At 52.9% G+C, this 19,182-nt stretch carries 21 protein-coding genes and 1 riboswitch; of the genes, 17 read left to right on the top strand and 4 right to left on the bottom strand.

Translation table 11 applies throughout. The features are described from left to right. Window positions 1-9: 9 nt before the first annotated feature. Window positions 10-1,026, top strand: a complete 1,017-nt coding sequence (locus tag E2980_RS12815; RefSeq protein WP_135152571.1) for an asparaginase — start codon at window positions 10-12, stop codon at window positions 1,024-1,026. Here E2980_RS12815 and E2980_RS12810 read toward each other — a convergent pair whose 3' ends face one another. After that, on the bottom strand, window positions 1,027-1,890 hold the full coding sequence (locus E2980_RS12810) for an AraC family transcriptional regulator (protein ID WP_135152634.1): 864 nt from the start codon (window positions 1,888-1,890) through the stop codon (window positions 1,027-1,029). It abuts the gene before it with no gap. 191 nt (window positions 1,891-2,081) lie between these two features. On the opposite strand from E2980_RS12810, the gene E2980_RS12805 reads away from it, so the two are divergent. The 4 genes from E2980_RS12805 to E2980_RS12790 are packed head-to-tail and all read left to right on the top strand — an operon-like array spanning window position 2,082 to window position 6,837. Continuing rightward, window positions 2,082-3,263, top strand: a complete 1,182-nt coding sequence (locus E2980_RS12805; RefSeq protein ID WP_135152570.1) for a galactokinase — start codon at window positions 2,082-2,084, stop codon at window positions 3,261-3,263. Window positions 3,264-3,266: 3 nt separating this feature from the next. Beyond that, window positions 3,267-4,253, top strand: a complete 987-nt coding sequence (galE, locus tag E2980_RS12800) for a UDP-glucose 4-epimerase GalE (protein WP_135152569.1) — start codon at window positions 3,267-3,269, stop codon at window positions 4,251-4,253. 15 nt (window positions 4,254-4,268) lie between these two features. Then, window positions 4,269-5,861 carry a UDP-glucose--hexose-1-phosphate uridylyltransferase gene (locus tag E2980_RS12795; RefSeq protein WP_135152568.1) on the top strand — a complete coding sequence of 531 codons (1,593 nt, stop codon included), beginning with the start codon at window positions 4,269-4,271 and terminating at the stop codon, window positions 5,859-5,861. Between the two features lie 43 nt (window positions 5,862-5,904). Beyond that, entirely contained in the window at window positions 5,905-6,837 is a 933-nt protein-coding gene (locus tag E2980_RS12790; protein WP_135152567.1) for a hypothetical protein, read from the top strand. A 225-nt stretch (window positions 6,838-7,062) separates the two neighbouring features. Here the strand turns inward: E2980_RS12790 and E2980_RS12785 are convergent, their stop codons facing one another. Further along, on the bottom strand, window positions 7,063-7,284 hold the full coding sequence (locus E2980_RS12785; protein WP_135152566.1) for a DUF1128 domain-containing protein: 222 nt from the start codon (window positions 7,282-7,284) through the stop codon (window positions 7,063-7,065). A gap of 177 nt (window positions 7,285-7,461) precedes the next feature. On the opposite strand from E2980_RS12785, the gene E2980_RS24935 reads away from it, so the two are divergent. From E2980_RS24935 to E2980_RS12745, 9 genes are all read left to right on the top strand, one after another. Continuing rightward, window positions 7,462-7,761, top strand: coding sequence for a DUF1256 domain-containing protein (locus E2980_RS24935; protein WP_276322275.1), 300 nt, complete (start codon window positions 7,462-7,464; stop codon window positions 7,759-7,761). A 19-nt stretch (window positions 7,762-7,780) separates the two neighbouring features. Further along, on the top strand, window positions 7,781-7,987 hold the full coding sequence (locus tag E2980_RS24930) for a DUF1256 domain-containing protein (RefSeq protein ID WP_276322274.1): 207 nt from the start codon (window positions 7,781-7,783) through the stop codon (window positions 7,985-7,987). A gap of 10 nt (window positions 7,988-7,997) precedes the next feature. Next, window positions 7,998-8,810: an alpha/beta fold hydrolase gene (locus E2980_RS12775; RefSeq protein WP_240703017.1), complete on the top strand. Its 813-nt coding sequence runs from the start codon at window positions 7,998-8,000 to the stop codon at window positions 8,808-8,810. Next, complete coding sequence (locus E2980_RS12770) at window positions 8,803-9,465, top strand: DUF6483 family protein (RefSeq protein ID WP_135152565.1); 663 nt, start codon at window positions 8,803-8,805, stop codon at window positions 9,463-9,465. Before E2980_RS12775 ends, E2980_RS12770 begins: the two co-directional genes overlap by 8 nt. Continuing rightward, window positions 9,462-10,631 carry a class I SAM-dependent methyltransferase gene (locus tag E2980_RS12765; protein ID WP_135152564.1) on the top strand — a complete coding sequence of 390 codons (1,170 nt, stop codon included), beginning with the start codon at window positions 9,462-9,464 and terminating at the stop codon, window positions 10,629-10,631. Before E2980_RS12770 ends, E2980_RS12765 begins: the two co-directional genes overlap by 4 nt. A 172-nt stretch (window positions 10,632-10,803) precedes the next feature. After that, complete coding sequence (locus E2980_RS12760; RefSeq protein WP_240703016.1) at window positions 10,804-12,459, top strand: histidine kinase N-terminal 7TM domain-containing diguanylate cyclase; 1,656 nt, start codon at window positions 10,804-10,806, stop codon at window positions 12,457-12,459. Between the two features lie 55 nt (window positions 12,460-12,514). Continuing rightward, window positions 12,515-12,602: riboswitch (cyclic di-GMP riboswitch) on the top strand. An 83-nt stretch (window positions 12,603-12,685) separates the two neighbouring features. After that, entirely contained in the window at window positions 12,686-13,411 is a 726-nt protein-coding gene (locus tag E2980_RS12755; RefSeq protein ID WP_135152562.1) for a PilZ domain-containing protein, read from the top strand. A 76-nt stretch (window positions 13,412-13,487) separates the two neighbouring features. Continuing rightward, the gene (locus E2980_RS12750) at window positions 13,488-15,740 is read left to right on the top strand and encodes an O-antigen ligase family protein (RefSeq protein WP_167747106.1); all 2,253 of its coding nucleotides are present in this window, start codon (window positions 13,488-13,490) and stop codon (window positions 15,738-15,740) included. A gap of 126 nt (window positions 15,741-15,866) precedes the next feature. Continuing rightward, entirely contained in the window at window positions 15,867-16,226 is a 360-nt protein-coding gene (locus E2980_RS12745) for a hypothetical protein (protein WP_135152560.1), read from the top strand. A gap of 79 nt (window positions 16,227-16,305) precedes the next feature. On the opposite strand, the gene E2980_RS12740 is transcribed toward E2980_RS12745, so the two are convergent. Both E2980_RS12740 and E2980_RS12735 read right to left on the bottom strand, forming a co-directional pair. Continuing rightward, entirely contained in the window at window positions 16,306-16,617 is a 312-nt protein-coding gene (locus E2980_RS12740; RefSeq protein WP_135152559.1) for a dehydrogenase, read from the bottom strand. Between the two features lie 63 nt (window positions 16,618-16,680). Next, window positions 16,681-17,130, bottom strand: a complete 450-nt coding sequence (locus E2980_RS12735) for a cupredoxin domain-containing protein (RefSeq protein ID WP_135152558.1) — start codon at window positions 17,128-17,130, stop codon at window positions 16,681-16,683. Window positions 17,131-17,295: 165 nt separating this feature from the next. On the opposite strand from E2980_RS12735, the gene uptA reads away from it, so the two are divergent. The 3 genes from uptA to E2980_RS12720 are packed head-to-tail and all read left to right on the top strand — an operon-like array spanning window position 17,296 to window position 19,151. Then, window positions 17,296-17,907 carry an undecaprenyl phosphate transporter UptA gene (gene uptA, locus E2980_RS12730; RefSeq protein WP_135152557.1) on the top strand — a complete coding sequence of 204 codons (612 nt, stop codon included), beginning with the start codon at window positions 17,296-17,298 and terminating at the stop codon, window positions 17,905-17,907. Window positions 17,908-17,945: 38 nt separating this feature from the next. Continuing rightward, window positions 17,946-18,512, top strand: coding sequence for a thioredoxin family protein (locus tag E2980_RS12725; protein WP_135152556.1), 567 nt, complete (start codon window positions 17,946-17,948; stop codon window positions 18,510-18,512). Window positions 18,513-18,524: 12 nt separating this feature from the next. Beyond that, complete coding sequence (locus tag E2980_RS12720; RefSeq protein WP_135152555.1) at window positions 18,525-19,151, top strand: MBL fold metallo-hydrolase; 627 nt, start codon at window positions 18,525-18,527, stop codon at window positions 19,149-19,151. Window positions 19,152-19,182 lie beyond the last annotated feature (31 nt).

Below are 19,182 nucleotides of genomic sequence, written 5' to 3'. Positions count from 1 at the left end.
TTACGAAGTATGCATTCAATCCTACCTAAAGACGTCCCGCTAATCACCATGAATAGAGGCGGGCAGACGGAAAATGTCCACCGCGGACGGATCAGCGTCGTATCCGCGATCGATGGAAAGCTATTGCATTCATGCGGAGACGCGGTTGAGCCCGCATACGTGCGTTCGACAGCTAAGCCTGTACAGGCGATCGCTTCATTGCTGGAAGGAGCCGCGGAAGCCTATGGCTACGAAGACCGCCATCTGGCATTGTTGGCTGCTTCCCACAGGGGCAGCAAGAAGCAGATTGCGGCTCTTGAGGAACTGCTGAGCATGACCGGATTGGACGAGGAACTGCTTGCTATCCAGCCGACGTTACCGGTTGGACGGCAGGTGAGAGACGAGTATGTCGCTTCGGGAGGAAAGCCGAGGAAGCTGTTTCATACTTGCGCAGGTAAGCATCTGGGCGTGCTCACTTGGAGCAAGATGAAGGGTTGGCCGCTGGAGGGTTATATCCGCCCGGATCACCCCGCCCAGCAGGAAATTCTTCGTCGGATTAAGCTATGGGCGGAAGCGGAAGGCGAGCAGGTCACGATCGGGAAAGACGGATGCGGATTTCCTGTCGCGGCAATGCCTTTATGGCGGTTAGGGCTCGTTTACGGCAGGCTGGCGAGTCCCGAATTTGCCAAAGACAGCGAAGCGGCTATGGCGGCCACCAAGATCACACGAGCTATGAACTTATATCCGCAGCTTGTCGAGGGACGCCGCCGCCTAGCCAGCCTATTGCTGGAAGATCCGAACGTCGTTGCCAAGAGCGGGGCGCATGGCGTGTTCGCGTTCGGATTGAAAAAGGAACAGTTGGGCGTATCTATAGCGGTTACCGACGGGACGGAGATTGCCTGGCCGCATATCGTGAAAGCCATCCTGGCGAGGATCGGGGGAATATCGGAAGAGACGAAGCTGAAGCTTGAAGCGACGTTCCCGACGGAATTCCTCAACGACGCGAAGGAAATCGCGGGCCGATGGGATCCGGTTTTCAAATTTTAGTTATTTTAAGGATTTCCCCGCTTCGATACGGTATTCCGTCGGAGACTGATCGTACCATCGGCGGAATTGCTTGGAGAAGTAGAGAGCGTCCTGGAAGCCGACGGACGAAGCGATCTGTTCGACGGTAAGCTCCGGTCGCTCCCTCAGCAAGCGCCGGCCGTGATCTACCCGCAGCTTCGTAAGAAAAGTGACGGGCGATAAGCTTGTGCGTTGCTTGAATAAGCGGGAAAGATAAGCGCGGTTATAGCCGAGCGTCTCCGCCATTCCTTCGATGGTTACGGGTTCCGCGTATTGAGTGGATAAATAACCGATCATTTGCTGCACTAGCTCCTCGCTATGAGAATCCGGGCGAAGCGGGGATGGCGTTGCCTCGGCGGCAGCCTCGTGCAGACTCGCGAACAGGAGATGCAAATGGCCCGAAGCCGCCAGCGAAGCGGAACTGCCGCGATCGCGAAACGCTTCGAAAATAGAACGGCAGCGTTCCCCTGGAGCTCGGTTCCCACCGGAATGGACGACGGGTTTGTAAATGCCTAGTCCCGTTTCCGCGATCAACGCCTCTGATTGCGTGCCTGCGAAGGCAACCCAACGATACCGCCAAGGCTCTTCCTCATCCGATACATAGTGGAATAGCTGCCCGGGATGGATAAGGAAGCTGTCTCCCGCCGTCAGCCTGGCTTCGAATTCTCCCGTACGGAATAACCCTTTACCGGAAACGATATGATGCAGCAAATAATAATCCACGACTTTGGGCCCTATTCGATGCAGGGGCCTTGTTTGGCTTTCCCCCGCGAACAGCACGGTTAATTCTCGGGCATGAAAGCCGATCGGGTTAGATACGACGCGGTAAGTGGGGTTTCTGCTCATGGTCGACAGGGCAGTCTCCTTCCTCATCTTGGAAATTGGGATTAGTTCCATTGTATCATGAACGACGGCTTCTTATCCTTTAAAAGTCACATTTCTCCATATCGAAAGCATATCAAGCCATTTCGTATCAATCGGTTTATTCGGTATAATGGGATCAAATCACATCATTCCAAGGAGAGATGACTTTTTAGATGGCACAGCTAACAGAGTTGAAACGGAAGTTCATTCAACAGTTCGGCGGCAACGAAGCCGATATCAAGGCGTTTCAAGCGCCAGGCCGAGTCAATCTGATCGGAGAGCATACGGATTATAACGGCGGTTTCGTTTTCCCGGCGGCGCTAACTTTCGGCACCACGCTGCTCATCGCTCCGAGGAACGATCGGAAGCTCGGATTTGTTTCGACGAATTTCCCCGCAACCAAAGAAGTTTCGCTTGATAACATCGTTTTCTCCAAGGAGGACGATTGGGCGAATTATCCGAAAGGCGTCGTATGGGAGCTGGCGCTAAGGGACATTCAACTGAGCCAGGGTTATAACATGCTTTTCCACGGCGAAATTCCGAACGGTGCCGGACTATCCTCGTCGGCTTCGATAGAAGTCGTTACGGCATTCGCCCTGCTTACGATGGAAGGCAAACCGACGGACACGGTAAAGATCGCCCTCTGGTCCCAGCATGCGGAGAATGAATTCATCGGCGTCAAGAGCGGCATCATGGACCAATTCGCGGTTGCGAACGGACGTAAAGACCATGCCATTTTGCTCGATTGCGATACGTTGAAATACGAGCTCGTTCCTTTCCAATCCGGAGAGTACAAGCTGGTCATCGGCAATACCAACAAACGCCGCGGGCTCGTGGATTCGAAATACAACGAACGCCGATCCCAATGCGAGCAAGCGGTGCAGGATTTAAAACAAGCTTTCCCGGAGCTGACGCTGCTCGGCCAATTGACTTTGGAGCAGTATCAAGCTAACGAACGCTTGATTAAGGATGAGACCGTACGTCGCCGCGCGCGCCACGTCGTGGAAGAAATCAGCCGCGTATCGCGATCGATGGAAGTATTGAAGAATAACGATTTGGCGGCTTTCGGCAAGCTTATGAACGCATCTCATGATTCTCTCCGCGATTTATACGAAGTAACGGGAATTGAACTGGATACGATGGTCGACGCCGCGCGTTCCATACCTGGCGTTCTCGGTTCGCGGATGACAGGCGCAGGGTTCGGAGGTTGCACGGTTTCGCTGGTTCACCAAGATTCCGTGGAAAGATTCATTGCGGAAGTAGGAAGCAAGTATGAAGCGGCGACCGGCCTGCAACCTGCATTCTATGTGTGCAATATCGGCGACGGCGTTAGCGAAATCGAAGGGGAGGCGTAAACCATGGCAGTACTCGTAACGGGCGGGGCGGGATATATCGGTTCCCATGCGGTCGCGGCTTTGCTGGAAAAGGGCGAAGAAGTCGTCATCGTGGATAATTTGTACCAAGGGCATAGAGACGCGGTTCTCGGTGGAAAGCTGTACGAGGGCGATTTGCGGGACGCGGATTTTCTGGGCAAAGTATTTCAAGAGAACGACATCGACGGAGTCATTCATTTCGCGGCAAATTCCCTGGTAGGCGAAAGCATGAAAGACCCGGGCAAATACTATCACAATAACGTCTATGGTACTTTGTGTTTATTAGAGCAGATGCAGAAGGCGGGCGTATCGCGCATCGTGTTCTCCTCGACGGCGGCCACTTATGGCGAACCGGAACGGGTGCCGATCGACGAGTACGACCGAACCCTTCCAACGAACACTTATGGAGAAACGAAGCTGGCGATGGAGAAAATGATTCGTTGGTTCGAAGTCGCCCACGGAATCAAGTTCGTATCGCTTCGGTATTTCAACGCGGCCGGAGCTCATGCGTCCGGACGGATCGGAGAGGATCACCAACCGGAGACGCATCTCGTACCGCTCGTCCTGCAAGTCGCGCTCGGGCAACGCGAGCAGATCTCCGTTTTCGGGGACGATTACGCGACGGAGGATGGCACATGCATTCGCGATTACATTCACGTAAGCGACTTAGCGGATGCCCATATCCTTGCTTTGGAGCGGTTGCGTAAAGGGGGAGAAAGCGCAATCTACAATCTAGGCAGCGGTAACGGCTACTCCGTCAAGCAAGTGATCGAAGTATCCCGGAAAGTGACGGGACATTCGATTTCGGCGAAGATCGAGCCTCGCCGCGCCGGCGATCCGGCCGTGCTTATCGCTTCCTCTCAACGCGCGCGCAACGAACTCGGATGGTCGCCTAAACGCGAGAAGCTGGAGGATATCGTTACTAGCGCATGGGATTGGCATCGTTCGCATCCGAATGGCTACGAGAAGTAAATGGGAGGCACAGGCATGAAGGACTCATCATCAATCCCGTCGAGCATATCCGATCAATCGCTGGCGTTGGCTATCGAGAAGCTGGTCGCGTTTGGTCTTCATAACGGGCTTATTGAAACTTTGGATAGGGATATGGCACGAAATTCCCTTCTGGATCTATTCGGTTTGGAGGAGCCGGCCGAGGGGGCTGCCGTGGATTCGGGCGATCTTCCGGAAAGTCCGGTTCCGCTGCTCGACCCTTTGCTCGTTGCGGCTATCGCAAAGGGTTTGATACCGGATGACACTTTGACGTATCGCGACCTCTTCGACGCACGGATCATGGGACTGATAATGCCAAGGCCATCAGAAACCCAGAGGCAGTTTCAACGGATGGTCGCAGAGCAAGGGATTGCCCGAGCTACGGATTGGTTCTATAAGCTGAACATCGATTCGAATTATATTCGCATGGACCGCATCAAGAAGAATGGCTATTGGAAGCATCGCACCCCGAACGGCGAGCTCGAGATCACGGTCAACCTGTCCAAGCCCGAGAAGGACCCGAGGGAGATCGCGTTGCTCAAAACGATAACGAGGATCAGCTATCCGAAATGCTTATTGTGCAAGGAAAACGTAGGATATGCAGGCCGGCTGGACCATCCTGCCAGACAGAACCTGCGTATATTGCCGCTATTGTTGAAAAAAGAAGCATGGTTCTTTCAGTATTCCCCTTACGTTTACTATAACGAGCATAGCATCGTTTTCTGCGGCGAGCATATCCCGATGAAAATATCCCCGGCCACGTTCGAGCGGTTGTTGGATTTCGTCGAGCAATTCCCGCATTATTTTATCGGGTCCAACGCGGATCTGCCGATCGTGGGCGGTTCGATCCTGAACCACGATCACTTCCAAGCCGGTCGCCATGTTTTCCCTATGGAGACGGCTCCCGTCCTCGAATGGCTGAACTGCTCTAATCGGCCGGAGGTAACGGTCGGAATCGTCGAATGGCCGATGTCCGTGCTGCGCCTGCGCTCCGGCAATCGTCAAGCGATCCTTGATGTGGCTGCCGATGTACTGGCCAAGTGGCGCGGGTATAGCGACCCGTCCGCGGATATTCTCGCGTTCAGCGAGAAAGGTGGCAGTCGCGTCGAACACAACACGATAACGCCGATCGCCAGGTTTAAGGATAACGGGGATTACGAGCTGGATCTGGTGCTTCGCAACAACCGTACGAACGCCAACCATCCGGACGGCATTTTCCATCCTCATCAAGAGCTTCATCACATTAAGAAGGAAAACATCGGATTAATCGAAGTTATGGGCTTGGCGGTATTGCCTGGACGACTGCAGGTTGAGCTCGGGCAGATCGCGGATATTCTTACCGGGCGAACTCCTTACGACGAAACTGCGATCGCTTCGATAGATCACCATTTGAACAAACACGCGGATTGGATCTGGACGCTTGTCGATCTCTACGGTACGGACGGATCGGACGAAGCCGTTCAATTGCTCTTGCAGGCAGACGTCGGAGACAAGTTCTACGCGGTGTTGCAGGATGCGGGAGTGTACAAAGGGACGGAAAGCGGAAGAGCGGCGTTCCGTCGGTTCCTGACGGAGTCGGCTCTCGTCTAATCGCGAGTAAGGATATTTCCTATCGTAGAGGGGGAAGAGGATTATGGCATCGATCTCGATAGAAAATACAAAACATAACAAATGGGGACGCTGCGTTTCCATGCGCAACGGCAGCGTGGAGCTGCTTGCTACATTGGATTTCGGTCCCCGAATCATTCATCTATCGTCTCCGGGAGGAACGAATTTGTTCTTCGAGGACAGCGACGGCGAGATCCGGCAAGGAGGCGAAGCCTTCGCACCGGTTGGCGGGGGAAGCTGGAATATCTATGGCGGTCATCGGTTATGGACAAGCCCGGAGAGGGTTCCGCGCACGACTTATCCGGATAACGAGCCCGTTGAATGGGAACAGCTTGGCGACAACGCGATCGTATTGCGCTCGGCGCAGGAGCGCTGGAATCAGATCGCGAAAGAAATCGAGATTCATCTCGATCCGTCCGGATCGGGTATTAATGTCGTTCACCGCGTAACGAATAACGGAGCTTGGCCGATATCTTTCGCGCCTTGGGCGTTGTCCGTCATGAGCGCGGGAGGAAGAGCCGTCGTTCCGATGACCGCCACGGATACCGGCATGCTGCCGAACCGTCGGTTCATTTTGTGGCCCTATAGTCGACTGAACGATTCTCGAGTCTCTTTCACCGAGTCCGAATTGATCGTGGACCAGGGAGAAGGACCGACGCCGTATAAGTTCGGAAGCGACAACGAAGAGGGATGGGCAGCCTACAGCAATCACGGGGACACCTTCATCAAGAGCTATGAGCCGGCCGCCGGGGGAACCTACCCTGATTTCGGAGTTTCGTTCGAGCTGTATACCAATAGCCTCATGCTAGAGCTGGAGACGCTTGGAGAGTTTGAAGAAGTCGAATCCGGCGCGACCGTAGAACACGTGGAAAAGTGGAAATTGGTAAGAGGATTGGATTTGCGGAATAAGGCTAATGAGGAAGCGGTATCCCTGTTGCAACCTCACGTTAAAGCATAAGCAGCGTTATTAAAATTAATAACCCGCCCACGGACATCGTGAGACGGGTTGTTTGCGCTATGATGTCTGAGTTGAAGCCGGAGACAAAGGGGCATTGTCGGGTTCCGCTAGCAGCGGTTTACGGAATATACGGTACCAGCGCAATTCCTAGTCCGTAACTGACATATCGTAAAGGAGCTGTCTCAAACTAACATGGCCTGACGAGAGACAACCCCCTTTTCAAGACTATGACCGCAACTTGCCAAGCTCGGACACCAGCGCTTCGACCTCGCTAATGCTGAATCTGTCCTTGGAGTTCACCATGTCGTAAATGTCCTTGAGGTCCTCATACTTATCGCTCGTGAAGCTGGAAGCTTGCATTGCGGCTCCAGTTGCCATCCGGAGCTTGGTTTTGATGGCCTCGATCATATATTCAACGTTTTCTTGCGTCGGTTGGTTTAAGTCCATGGCGATCTTCCTCTCTTGCGGGATATAGGGATGCAATGCTGTTATTGTAACATAGTAGGGGATTGACCGCTCGAAAAGAATTGCCCAGCGTCTTCATTGGCATTCCGCATGCGGGAATGGTAACCTGAGTGAAAGAGGCCGGAATATTCCGAGCAACCTGAGGAGGGTCCAATTCCCATGTTAGAACGGAATTCGCCAGCAGCCGAGCGTGTCGACGCAGCCGGATTGTTGACCTTCATGAGCGGAATCGCAGCTAAACATTCCAAGGATGAGTTAACTTTCTTGTGCATAGGAACGGACCGTTCGACCGGCGACAGTCTTGGTCCTTGGGTAGGCACGATGCTCGAAGAGAAAGGCTTCACCAGAGTTATCGGGACTTTGCGGGAGCCTTGCGACGCGGATAAAGCCGCAGCTTTTGCCCGCTTTAACGGATCTGGGTACAATTATAGCAGTGGACGCATGTCTGGGGCGCCCTGAGAACATCGGAGCCTATCTAGTGTCGAACGGGCCGCTGGTACCCGCTCAGTCCGTTAACCGGAAATTCCCGGCCATCGGGGCATATAGCATTGCCGGCGTTGTGAACGCCGTTAGCATGAAGCCTTATTGGACGTTGCAATCCACCTCGCTGTATCACGTCATGGGAATGGCCAAAGAAATATCAGGCGCTATCAGCGGCAGCATTGGCATCATATCTAAAATCTAGAAGGGATGAGTTGCATTTGATCAAAATCAAGCTTTCTTCAGGTACGACAATAGCTTACCGGGATGAGGGGAGCGGCGAGCCGATCGTCCTTCTTCACGGTTATTGCGGAAGCCATCGGTATTGGGACGAAGTACTTCCGTCTATAGAATCCCATGGACGGGTCATCGCCGTGGATTTGCGCGGGCATGGTCAATCGTCTGCCGGCGAAGGCGTATATACGATGGAACAATTGGCGGATGATCTAGCCGCGCTGCTGGATGAGCTTAAGCTTCCTCAAGTGAATCTATTCGGTCATTCCTTGGGAGGATACATCGCGTTAGCTTTCGCGGAAAAATATCCCGACAGGCTGCTTGCGCTTGGCTTGGTGCATTCGACCGCTTTTCCGGACAGCGAGCAAGCGCAAGCCAATCGCTTGAAAGCGGCCGAAGCGATCGGAACGCAAGGGGTCGTTCCGTTCGTGGATGGCCTTATTCCGAAGCTGTTCGCACCCGAACATAGGGAAAGCATGCCTGAAAAGCTGAGCGAAGCGAAAGAGATCGGTTACGGCACATCAGCCGAGGGGGCGATAGGCTGCGCGCTCGGCATGAAGGATCGTCCGGATCGCGTATCCGTTCTCGAGCAGCTCGATATTCCGATCCTTCTCCTCGCCGGCGAGCTCGACGAAGTGATTCCGCCTGAGAAAAGATTCCCCGTATCTAAAAGCAATGTCGCGGCCGTGACATTGGCCGGCGTTGCCCATATGGGCATGATGGAAGATTCTCAAGCCTTCGCAACAGGCATCGCGGAATTCTTGGAACGGAATCGGGGGAGCGGAAGTGTTTGAACGGGATTATCTGGTCCGGTTATTGACGCAAGCGGGCCTCATTCTAGGGAGAGCGCAACAACTGCGGGAGCAACAGAAGCAAAGAGAGGCGTTGGAGCTCGTAGACGAATATCTCGGAAAAGAGCTGCGCTTGCGTTCGCGCCTGGCCATGGGTCTGTCCGATGAGGATCTATTGTCCATGCTCTCTGTAACGGGAAATCCGAACGCGGAGTCCGTGACGGTCGTGGCTGCGTTCCTGCAACAAGAGGCTGAGCTGCTTGCTGATCTGGGACAGGAAGATGAGAGCATACCTCGATATGCGAAGGCGTTAAGATTAAATCTATACCTAATAAGAAACGATATGGAAATAGAGGGTTGGGACGTTCGGCGGAGCATAAACGAATTATTGGCTGCGTTAACGCCTTATGAGTTGGACAGCGATACGAAACGGGTTTTGTGGCCTTGGTTCGAAGGTGACGGAAAGCTCGCCGAAGCGGAGAACATGTTGTACGAGTTGGCTGAAGCGGGGAAAATTAACGCCGAGGAAGGCCATGCATTCTATGAAAGGTTATCCGCATACGGAGTTGCCGAATTGGAAGCAGGCGGATTGCCGCGGGACGAAATGGAAGAAGGGCGCCGGCAATGGGGCGCTCTGATGAAGGAGAATGCGGGATGAACGGCAATGCTCAATCGCAGGAATGGCTGGCATTCCTGGAGGAAATCGTGGCGGAGGGGCGGCTTATTCAAGCTTCGTTCAGCTCGCCACGCCGCAAGGACGACGATACGGCGCGGAAGTTGACCGTTCGCCCGATCAAGCTCAAGAGCGGGTTATTCTATCAATTCGAGCGCTATCAGAGCAATAAAGTATTTCACGAGAATGTTGCCCCCGATCAACTGAAGGAGCAGCTTCAATCGGCGATGGACCGATATAAACAAGTCTTGTTCAAGACGCCGGATGCCGACGTTCAAGTGCTGGCTAACAAGAAAGGGGCCTTGTCGTTGGTCGCCCGGACGACGGCTGCGAAGAGGGAGGCAGTACCGCAGGAGCATAATCGCAACAAAGCTTACGTCCTTCCGGACGGAGAACCCGTTCCCTTCTTAATTGCTCTTGGCGTCATGACCGCGGAAGGCCGGGTCGTAAAGGCGAAGTACGATAAGTTTCGGCAGATTAACCGTTTTCTTGAGATGGTATCCGATGTCATTCCCGAACTTCCGAGAGACAAGCAATTGACCATCATCGACTTCGGTTGCGGCAAATCTTATTTAACCTTCGCGTTATATCACCTGTTAGCGATTAAAGAGAAGCTGCCGGTACGCATAATCGGCCTCGATCTTAAGCAAGATGTCATTGATGCCTGCTCCAGGCTGGCGGCGAAATTGCAATGGGACGAGCTGTCGTTCTCCGTCGGAGATATTTCCGACTATGACGGCGACTCTTCGGTTGATATGGTCGTCACGTTGCACGCTTGCGATACGGCAACCGATGCGGCGTTGCTTAAGGCGATCGGATGGGAGGCAAGCGTGATTTTGTCGGTTCCCTGCTGCCAACATGAGCTCTTCCGCCAATTGGCTCAACCTGCGCTCAAGCCGCTATTGAAGCATGGAATACTAAAGGAGCGTTTTTCCGCTTTGGTGACGGACGCGGTTCGCGCCAATTTGTTGGAGATTGCGGGGTATCGCACGCAGTTGCTAGAGTTCATCGATTTGGAGCACACGCCGAAGAACATTCTCATACGCGCGGTCAAAGCTGGCAAAACCGACACCGGTGAACTTATGCAAGAGTATAAATGTTTTAGGGATTTTCTGGGAGTCTCCCCATATATGGAAAAAATGCTGGAATGAGTACAACTAAAGTCACAAAAAATAGGTAAAAAAGTCCTTAATTTTTCTTAAAAATTGAATAAATTTATGTGATATGACCGTTATATGGTTGTCGAAAAAAGCGGCAATATGGTAAAATCAACATGCATATCCATTTCTTTAACTAATGCCTTCCGTGAAAAGGTGAATGTCTTTGGGATACCAGTGGACGGATTTTACGCTTTTTGTCCTTCTATTTATTTTATTCGTTAGCGTAATCGCTTTTAATAGAATAACCCAGACGCATAAAGTGTATTTGGCTTTTCACTTTATCATGATGCTTTGGCCGCTTGGCCAATTCGCGATCAAGATGACGGATTTCCCGGAAATTCAGTTATTGTTCATTAATATGTCGTTCGTAGCCATGGGGATGCTCGGACCAGGCTGGCTCATATTCGTCTTTTTCCTCACGGGCCGGGCCGCCCAGTTAAAAGCAGGCCGGTTATTGGTATACATATTGCCAGCCGCATTGTGCGTGGTCGGCGCTTTATGGAATCCTAATGAACTATTCATGTCCCCGATCTCGGGTAACTACTTAAATCGCCTTTACGGACCTCTGTTCTGGATGCTCGTGCTCATTCAGTTCGCTTATTTTTTTACCGCGTTAATGAATATGTTTCATTCGCTTAAGACGGTCAGCTCCGTTAACCAGAGAAAACAGCTCGCAACCGCTTTAATCGGAATGTTCGTTTTGACCGGTTTCGGGTTGCTGGACGTGCTGATCAACGTGCTGCTCGCTCAATGGCTTCCCGTTATACCCGGCTTGCTGGCACTTGGGATCTTGCTCTCCGACGTATGCTTCGTCATCGCCATCTATCGGTTCGGAATGTTCGATATTCTAAGCATGGCCCAACGCGATATCTTCGAGCATATGACTACCGGGATTATCGTGGTAGACGAGAACGGCAAGGTTCTAGAAGTGAATAGAGCCGCGTCCCCATTCGTCCAATCGGTCAAAGGGGAAAACTTCGAGATGGAGAAGTTGCTGGCCCCGCTTCAAGCGCAAGGGGAAGTATACGAGTTCTTATACCGTTACAACCATCATCCTTACGAGAAAATGCAGATGGAGTTTTCCTTGCATGAAAGCGCCGGACGTCACGTCTCTATTCAAATTTCGCCTGTTCTTGACAATCGCAAGACCCTGCTTGGACGCATCATAACGTTCCATGACGTTACGGAACTTCGCAAGCTGGTCGTAGAGATGAACCGTAAGAACGAAGCGCTGCATGAACGCAACCTGGAATTGATCACGATCCAGGAGGAACTGTTCCGGGTCAATCAGAAGCTCGAGCAAATGGCCGTTACGGACGGCCTCACCGGTTGTTTCAATCGAAGATATCTCATGCAGCAATTGGAGCATGAAGTGCTCCTTAACATGAGATACCAGATTCCCTTCGCTATCTTCCTATTCGATATCGATCATTTTAAGCAAATTAACGATAGATTCGGACATCTCGTCGGCGATGAGGTCATCCGGAGCACTGCCGATATCGTACGAACGAAGCTTCGCAGAACCGATATTTTGGCGAGATACGGCGGCGAAGAATTCACGATCTACCTGCCTCATACCAACCGCGAACAGGCGGAACTGCTGGCGGAGAGAATCATGCTTGCGGTTGGGGAAAACTGGGTAGACGCAGGCTCGGAGAGAGTTCGCGTCACGATCAGCATGGGCGTTCTCTCGGAATCGAGCGAGGACTTAAACTTTGACGATCCGAAGGAATATTTGCGCGAAGTGTTCTCCGGAGCGGATTCCGCTCTGTACAAAGCGAAGGACGGAGGCAGGAACCGCGTCGTCATGGCTCGATAAAGAGCTTACGCCCTCTCCCGAACTATGATACAATCTATCCAATAGAATGACAGGTTTCGATAAAAGGCAAACTTGCTGAAAGGCAAGGACGCAAAGCCACAGGGTCTAATGTTCTCACGAACGATGACAGCCTAGCTGCCGAAGGTCCCTAGGGGATTCATAAGGCGGGCTGCTTCCTACGAAGCTGCCTTTTTTAATAGGATTATAGAAAGGTGGTTTGGCGGGAATGGCACAAGTCGGAGATAACAAAAAGCAAATGGCCGAATTGGAAAAAGATCTGCTTCCGCTAAATGTGCTGCTGCACTGCCGAACCGTCGTCGAAGGCAAGAATTTCGTTACGACCGGATTCATGACCCACGTGGAAGGGGAACTCTTCGAAGTAGAGCTGCATGAGTTCGAGCAGTTCGAGTTAGGGGAGGCGGTAAAGCTTACGATATACTCCCCGGCCGGCAGACAATCTATGGCTTCGGTTGTATTCGCGAAATACGAAGGTGCAATTGCAGTACTCCAACCGCCGGAACTTCGCAAGCGGTTCACCGAGAGACGCGAGAATCCTCGCGTTGAGATCGCGGGTACTGCGCAAATCTTAAGCGTGCTCAATGAATGGGGCGAAGAAATCGAGCTTGAGAGTCCATCTGTACTAACGGTACACGACATCAGCATATCCGGCATCAATCTCTCCGGCCAAGATGCCCACCATTTCGCCCCCCAATCCCGACTCGCAGCCAGAATCGAGATCGGAATCGGACTTAAATGCGAGCTTGAGATCGTTCGTCGGGAGAGGCAGGAGGACGACGAGATGCGTTGCGGAGCCATAATGCGCGTATTGGAGCCGGGAATGCTTCGTCCGCTGCGGGCGTTGATTCTACGGCAACAGGTGGAGATGAATGCTCAAGCCAGACGGGAAATAACCCAGAAACGAAGCTTTAATCGGATGAGCTCAGGCGAATAATAGGATATGTATGCAGGCCCGTGAAAGGCCTGTTTTTGTTTGAAACGATCTTTAGCGGAATCAAGGGGGGGCGAAATTGCTTAGGTCTGTGTCGAATAGATTCGCTATACCGTTGCTTCTAAGCCTCGCGGCAGCGGCTATTCTTGGTTTGTCCGCCTATCGTTTCGGATTGTTTTACGATAGGGATTTCTATGACGTCGAGTCTTTCCTTTACGCCGGAACGATCTGTTGGCTTATCTTCCATTTGGGAGTAGGTAAAAGCTTACGTATCCCGGCATGGACGTTGATGCCTTTCGGTCTATTCGGATGGTATGCGCTGCATTTATGGATGGATCCGGTTTCCGTAAAAGGAACGATAGATTCGATGCTGAGATGGATCGCTTACGGCTCCTGGTCTTTACTTCTATGGGCAACGTGGAAAAGCGAGAGAAGCCGATCATTGGGTTGGCTTGCCATACAGGCATCCGGGGCGTTGCTGCTCATCGGAGGGTGGGCGGGCTGGTTCGGCTGGACTGCCTTCACGGATATCGTGCTTAGGTTTAACGATGCGCAATTATCCGCAACGGGAGCGCGCTTAGCCGGGTTTCTACAGTATCCGAACGCTTACGGAGCATTGCTTGCCGCATTTCTATTGATGCAGCTTCAAGCTTGGTCGGAGGAGAAGGGGCGGCCGGAACGATACGGACTCGCTTCTGCAACCGCTATTCCTTACGGTGCGGCGCTTCTTCTCACGGAGTCGAGGGGAGCCATATTCGCTTTGTTGCTGGGAATCGGCCTAGCCTATTTCTTGCAACGGCGCTCGGATCGAAAGAAGCTGTTGGCGGTTTCCGGTATTACCGCTGCAGGCGCGGCGCTGCTGGCTAAAGCAGCTTGGAACACTATGCATTCTTCGGAAGAGGTTGGAGCAACGGGAAGCGGCGGTTTATACGCTGACGGCAATTGGTGGATAGCCTTGTTGTGCGTATTTGCGGGTGGGATCGTGCTTTTCTTGCTTCACCGACATTGGAATATTAAGAATGATGGGAAGCCTGTTGCTCGCGCGGTCAATTGGAATGCCTTTCTTCCTTGGCCGATCGCGATTACGGGAATCGCGGTCGCCGGATGGGTCGCTTTCGGCAGCGCGGGGGAACGGATTACCGGCCATTATGGCACGGTCACTTCACGCAAGCTGTTTTACTTGGACGCGTGGGAGATGTTCAAGGATTCTCCCTTGTTCGGGTTCGGAGGAGAAAGCTGGAGGGCGTTGTTCGGCTTTTATCAAAGCCAGCCCTATGTTGGCAACGAAGTCCATAGCGGATATCTCGAGATTCTGTTGGATACGGGCATCGCGGGATTAGCGATGCTTTTGTTCATGCTTGCTGCGTATACGTTAAAGTTGTGGAAGAACGAGAAGACGGCGATTGCACCGGCCGCGGTATTGGCGGCGCATGCGGCCATCGATTTCGATTGGTCTTACGGCTACGTATGGTTGCTCCTGATTGCTTGGTTTACGTTGCATGCTTCTCCTCGGGATGGGGAGAGGAAGCAGACAAGCGGGGACATCCATTATGGGGAGAGGAAGCTGACAGGCGAGGACAATCGAGATGGGGAGAAAGTTGTTCGGAGCGGCCGGATTAGGCGGCGGCCGATCGGCCGCCAAGCTCTCGCGCTGCTGCTTATCTGCATCGCAGCGGCAGGGCTCTGGGCGGCGTGGCGATCGCATGCCGCCGCAAGTGCCCGCGAAGCCGCCGCATCGGCGGCGTCGCCAGCCGCGCAAGCAGCTAAGCTGCGCGCGGCGCTTGACGCGAATCCGGCGTGGTCGCGGATTCGCCTGGAGCTCGCGGCGCTCCTGCCATTGCAGGAGCGAGCGAGCCTGCTTGAGGCGGGGCTGCGGTATGACCCGCAGGCCCCGCCGCTGTTCTTGCGGCTCGGCATTGTCTATGCCGAGCTGGGAGATGTTGCGCAAGCGCGCGATCGCTTGCGCGAGGCGTTGCGGCTCGAGCGCTTCGGCCGCGAGGGGCAAACCTCCGCGATCGCGGCCATGGCTAGCTTGGCGGAGAGACGCCAAGCGGAAGGCGACGCCGCGCAGGCTCGCGAGGCCGCAGAAGCGGCCGTCTCATTCTATGAAAGTTATAACGAGCTAACCCGCAAGGTTGAAGAGATGCCTCATCCCGCCAATGGGAAGCAGTTCGGCATGACCAACGCCGCGAAGTTTCATGCGGCGAAATGCTTGCTAGTCCTATCGCGGAACGAAGAAGCGAGCGTCCTTTTGCGTGAAATCATTGAGGAGGGCGACGAGAACTGGAAGGAAGAGGCGAGCAACCTGTTAGAGAGCATATTCATATCCTAAGCGGGACCGATATCGGCGAGGCATCCGAGGATATATGAATAAATGGACGAGACGTTGGGAGTCTGTCCGTGATGACAAGCTCTTCTGCCACATACATTGAAGCAAAAGTGGCAAAGGAGTGATCTTATGGCTGTTCAACGTCCGAAACCCCTGCTAGGGGATTCCAAGAAATCTCGCATCATTCGTTCGAAAATATCGTCGCGTTCCTTCGGTACAAGCAATGAACCAACCTTTAATCGCTTAACCGTCGTTTGGGTGCAGAATAACGGTGTACCTTTCAATACGACGGGATTTTTCGCACGTTTGTCTCGCGGCGGCATCCTCGTCTCCACGGCTAACTTCGATCGGTTCGGCGTCGTCCGTTTTAATAACGTCGGTACCTTAACTAACGTTTCGTTCACGTTGAGACTGTTTAACAGAAACGGCGTTTTGTTCCGCACGCGCTTCATTCCGGCAGGCGTGGAAACTTTCGCTGTTATCGGCTAACTTAACAAGAAACGCAAAAAAGGAGACCTGTTTCTGGAGTCTCCTTTTTCAATGCGCTCTTACAAGGAAGTGGGGTTATTCAGCCTCCGAACGCGTCGCGGAACGCGCGCATGAGCTTGGTCCTGTCTACGCTCCATAACTGAGCGATTTCCTCGCTGATTTCCTCGTCCCACCAATCCGCCAGCAGCTTGCGGTTGCTCCGGTTTTCTACGATCCACATCAGGTTCCCGATAACCCGCTTGACGTAAATCTCTTCCGCCTGCTGTACCAGGGCAGCGGGTATATGCAGTTTTAACCGTTTGACGGTTCGATACAACTCGTTGCCGCAAGCCCTGCGAATGGTCCTTGGGGTAGGGAGCGGGGATGAATGCTTTTCTTGAAACATCTTCATCAGGCTTCACCAAACCTCTCTTCCCATACCCTATGCATGGAAGAAAGATCAGGTCACAGCACGCTATTGGACGACAAGATAACCGACCATCGGTCCGCTTGTTTTCGGATCGTCGTGCGTTTGGCAGATGATGGAGTAGACCCCGGCGTCCTTCGGCGTGAACTTGACGATCGTCGTTTTCCCTTTGTTGATAGTCCCGGTAATGTCTAAGCCTTCGATGACGAAGGGGTGCGATTGGCCATTGACTCCGGAAATACGAAGCTCGACCGGTTGGCCTTTCTTCGCGTAGACCGAGCTAGGGCTGAATTGGTAGGACTCGATCTTCTTGCCGTTGTCCAACATGGCAGTGAATTCCCCCGTCACAATCTGAAGAACCTGAGGGGTTTCTCCCGCGGGAGCCAACGCCGGTTTGGTTTGCTGCCAGCCGATGTAAGCGCCGGCCAAAATGACGACAGCCGCGATAACCGTGTACAACTGAATCTTTTTCCTGTTAAGGATAACGATTTTGCTCATTCCGCTCTCTCCTCTTCAACTTAGTCCACCTATCGCAGTGTATGCGTGGGCCCGTCCGGTCATGACAAGCCTCCGACGAAAAGTTGAGAGCTTCGTATAACTGGAAGAACCTCTTCGCGTTGTGCTAGAATAGAAACGATCTTATGGGGAAAGCAGGTTTGAGCTATGATGGATACGTTGCACGATTGGTTGGCCCAGATTCTCGTATGGATCGAGAGTTTAGGGTATTGGGGCATTATCATCGGTCTAGCCATCGAGGTCATTCCGAGCGAAATCGTGCTTGGTTATGCGGGTTATCTCGTATTCCAAGACGTCATCTCGTTCCCGGTCGCCGTCATTTGCGGCACCATCGGGGCCCTTTTACAGCAGTGGCTGCTCTACGCGATCGGCCGCTATGGAGGCAGGCCGTTCCTGGACAAGTTCGGAAAGTACTTACACTTAAAGTCAAAGCATATCGATATCGCGGAGAGATGGTTCGCCAAGTACGGCCCCATTATCGTGTTCACGGGACGTTTTGTTCCCATCATGCGGCAAGTGGTATCCATTCCGGCCGGCATGGCGCGAATGAACCTATGGCAATTTACATGGTTGACGCTGCTCGCTTCGATTCCATGGTCGATCCTGTTCGTATGGCTGGGCTCGTCCTTGGGCGAGAATTGGGAGAAAATAGACGATAAGGCGGCTCCTTATGTTCAACCGATCATTTTGATCGCTATTGCCCTGTTAGTAGCCTTCTTCCTGTTCCAATATTTGCGCAGAAGAGGCAAAACCATCTAAAATGAACAATAAGACCGAACGAGAGAGGGGATATAAGAATGAGCCAATTGATAGCAAGCAAATTACATAAGGGGTTATCGCCGCGTCAGTTCGTAGAGGGCATGACCAAAAATCAAGATACCTTCAAATCGTGGTACGATCGATTTCAATGGAACGATGCCGAGCTTGAGGAGTTCTACGATTCCTTGAACAATCGCGACGATTTGCGTTGTTTGATTATCGCCGCGGATTGGTGCGGAGATGTCGTGCGCAACGTTCCCGTCGTTTTCCAAGCGATGGAGAAGGCGGGAATTCCGACGGAAGTACTGATCATGGAGGAGCATCTGGATCTGATGGACCAACACCTGACAATGGGCGGCCGCGCGATTCCGGTCGTGTTGTTCACGGATACTGGGGGACATTTGCTGGGCAAATGGGGCGCTCGTCCGAAGCACGTACAAGAAGTCATGAATGCTTTCAAAGCGGAAAATCCGGACCGGGAAGCTCCCGACTATCAGGAGAAAATCGCGGTCGCAAGACAAGAGATGGGACGTCGCTACGGAGAGGACACGGGCTATCAGACGATCATTTTGCAGGAAATTCGCGATATTTTGTCTGGAGTTTAAGGTAACGATACGATGCTGACTTTTCAAAGATACCCGCTAGGGGCGCTGCAGACGAATGCATATGTGGTTGTGAACTCGGAACGCACGCATGCCATCGTAATCGATCCGGGAACGGCCGACGGCGCATTGATGCGCAAGTTGGACGGATTGAAGGTAGAAGCGATTCTGCTGACGCATGCCCATTTCGATCATATCGGCGGAGTGGATTCGTTGCGGAAAAGGTACGGCTGCCCTGTATACATACACTCGGCAGAGAAAGAATGGTTAACCGACGCGGGGAAAAACGGCTCTAGCCGCTGGGCGGACGTGACTCCGCCGATTACGACGGATTTGCCGGAGCATCTGCTATCGGATGGTCAAGTACTGGAATTGATCGGAGAATCCTTCCATGTGAAGCATACCCCCGGACACTCGCCGGGAAGCGTCAGCTTTCTTGTCGGCGATCTGCTGTTTGCCGGAGACGCGTTATTTCACCGATCTGTCGGGCGGACGGATTTGCCCGGAGGCAACCAAGACCAGCTCTATCGTTCGATCCGGGAGAAGCTGTACGTATTGCCGGAAGACGTATTGGTCTTGCCCGGGCATGGGCAGGAAACGACGATTGGGGAAGAAAAGCTCGAGAACCCGTTCGTCAGATAAAAAGCAAGTCTTGTTGCAAAATGTCAAAAAA

The organism is Cohnella luojiensis, assembly GCF_004564235.1.
In the GTDB taxonomy this organism is placed as follows: domain Bacteria; phylum Bacillota; class Bacilli; order Paenibacillales; family Paenibacillaceae; genus Cohnella; species Cohnella luojiensis.
Note: the sequence above shows the minus strand (reverse complement) of the source record. Positions and strands in the feature narration are given on the sequence as shown.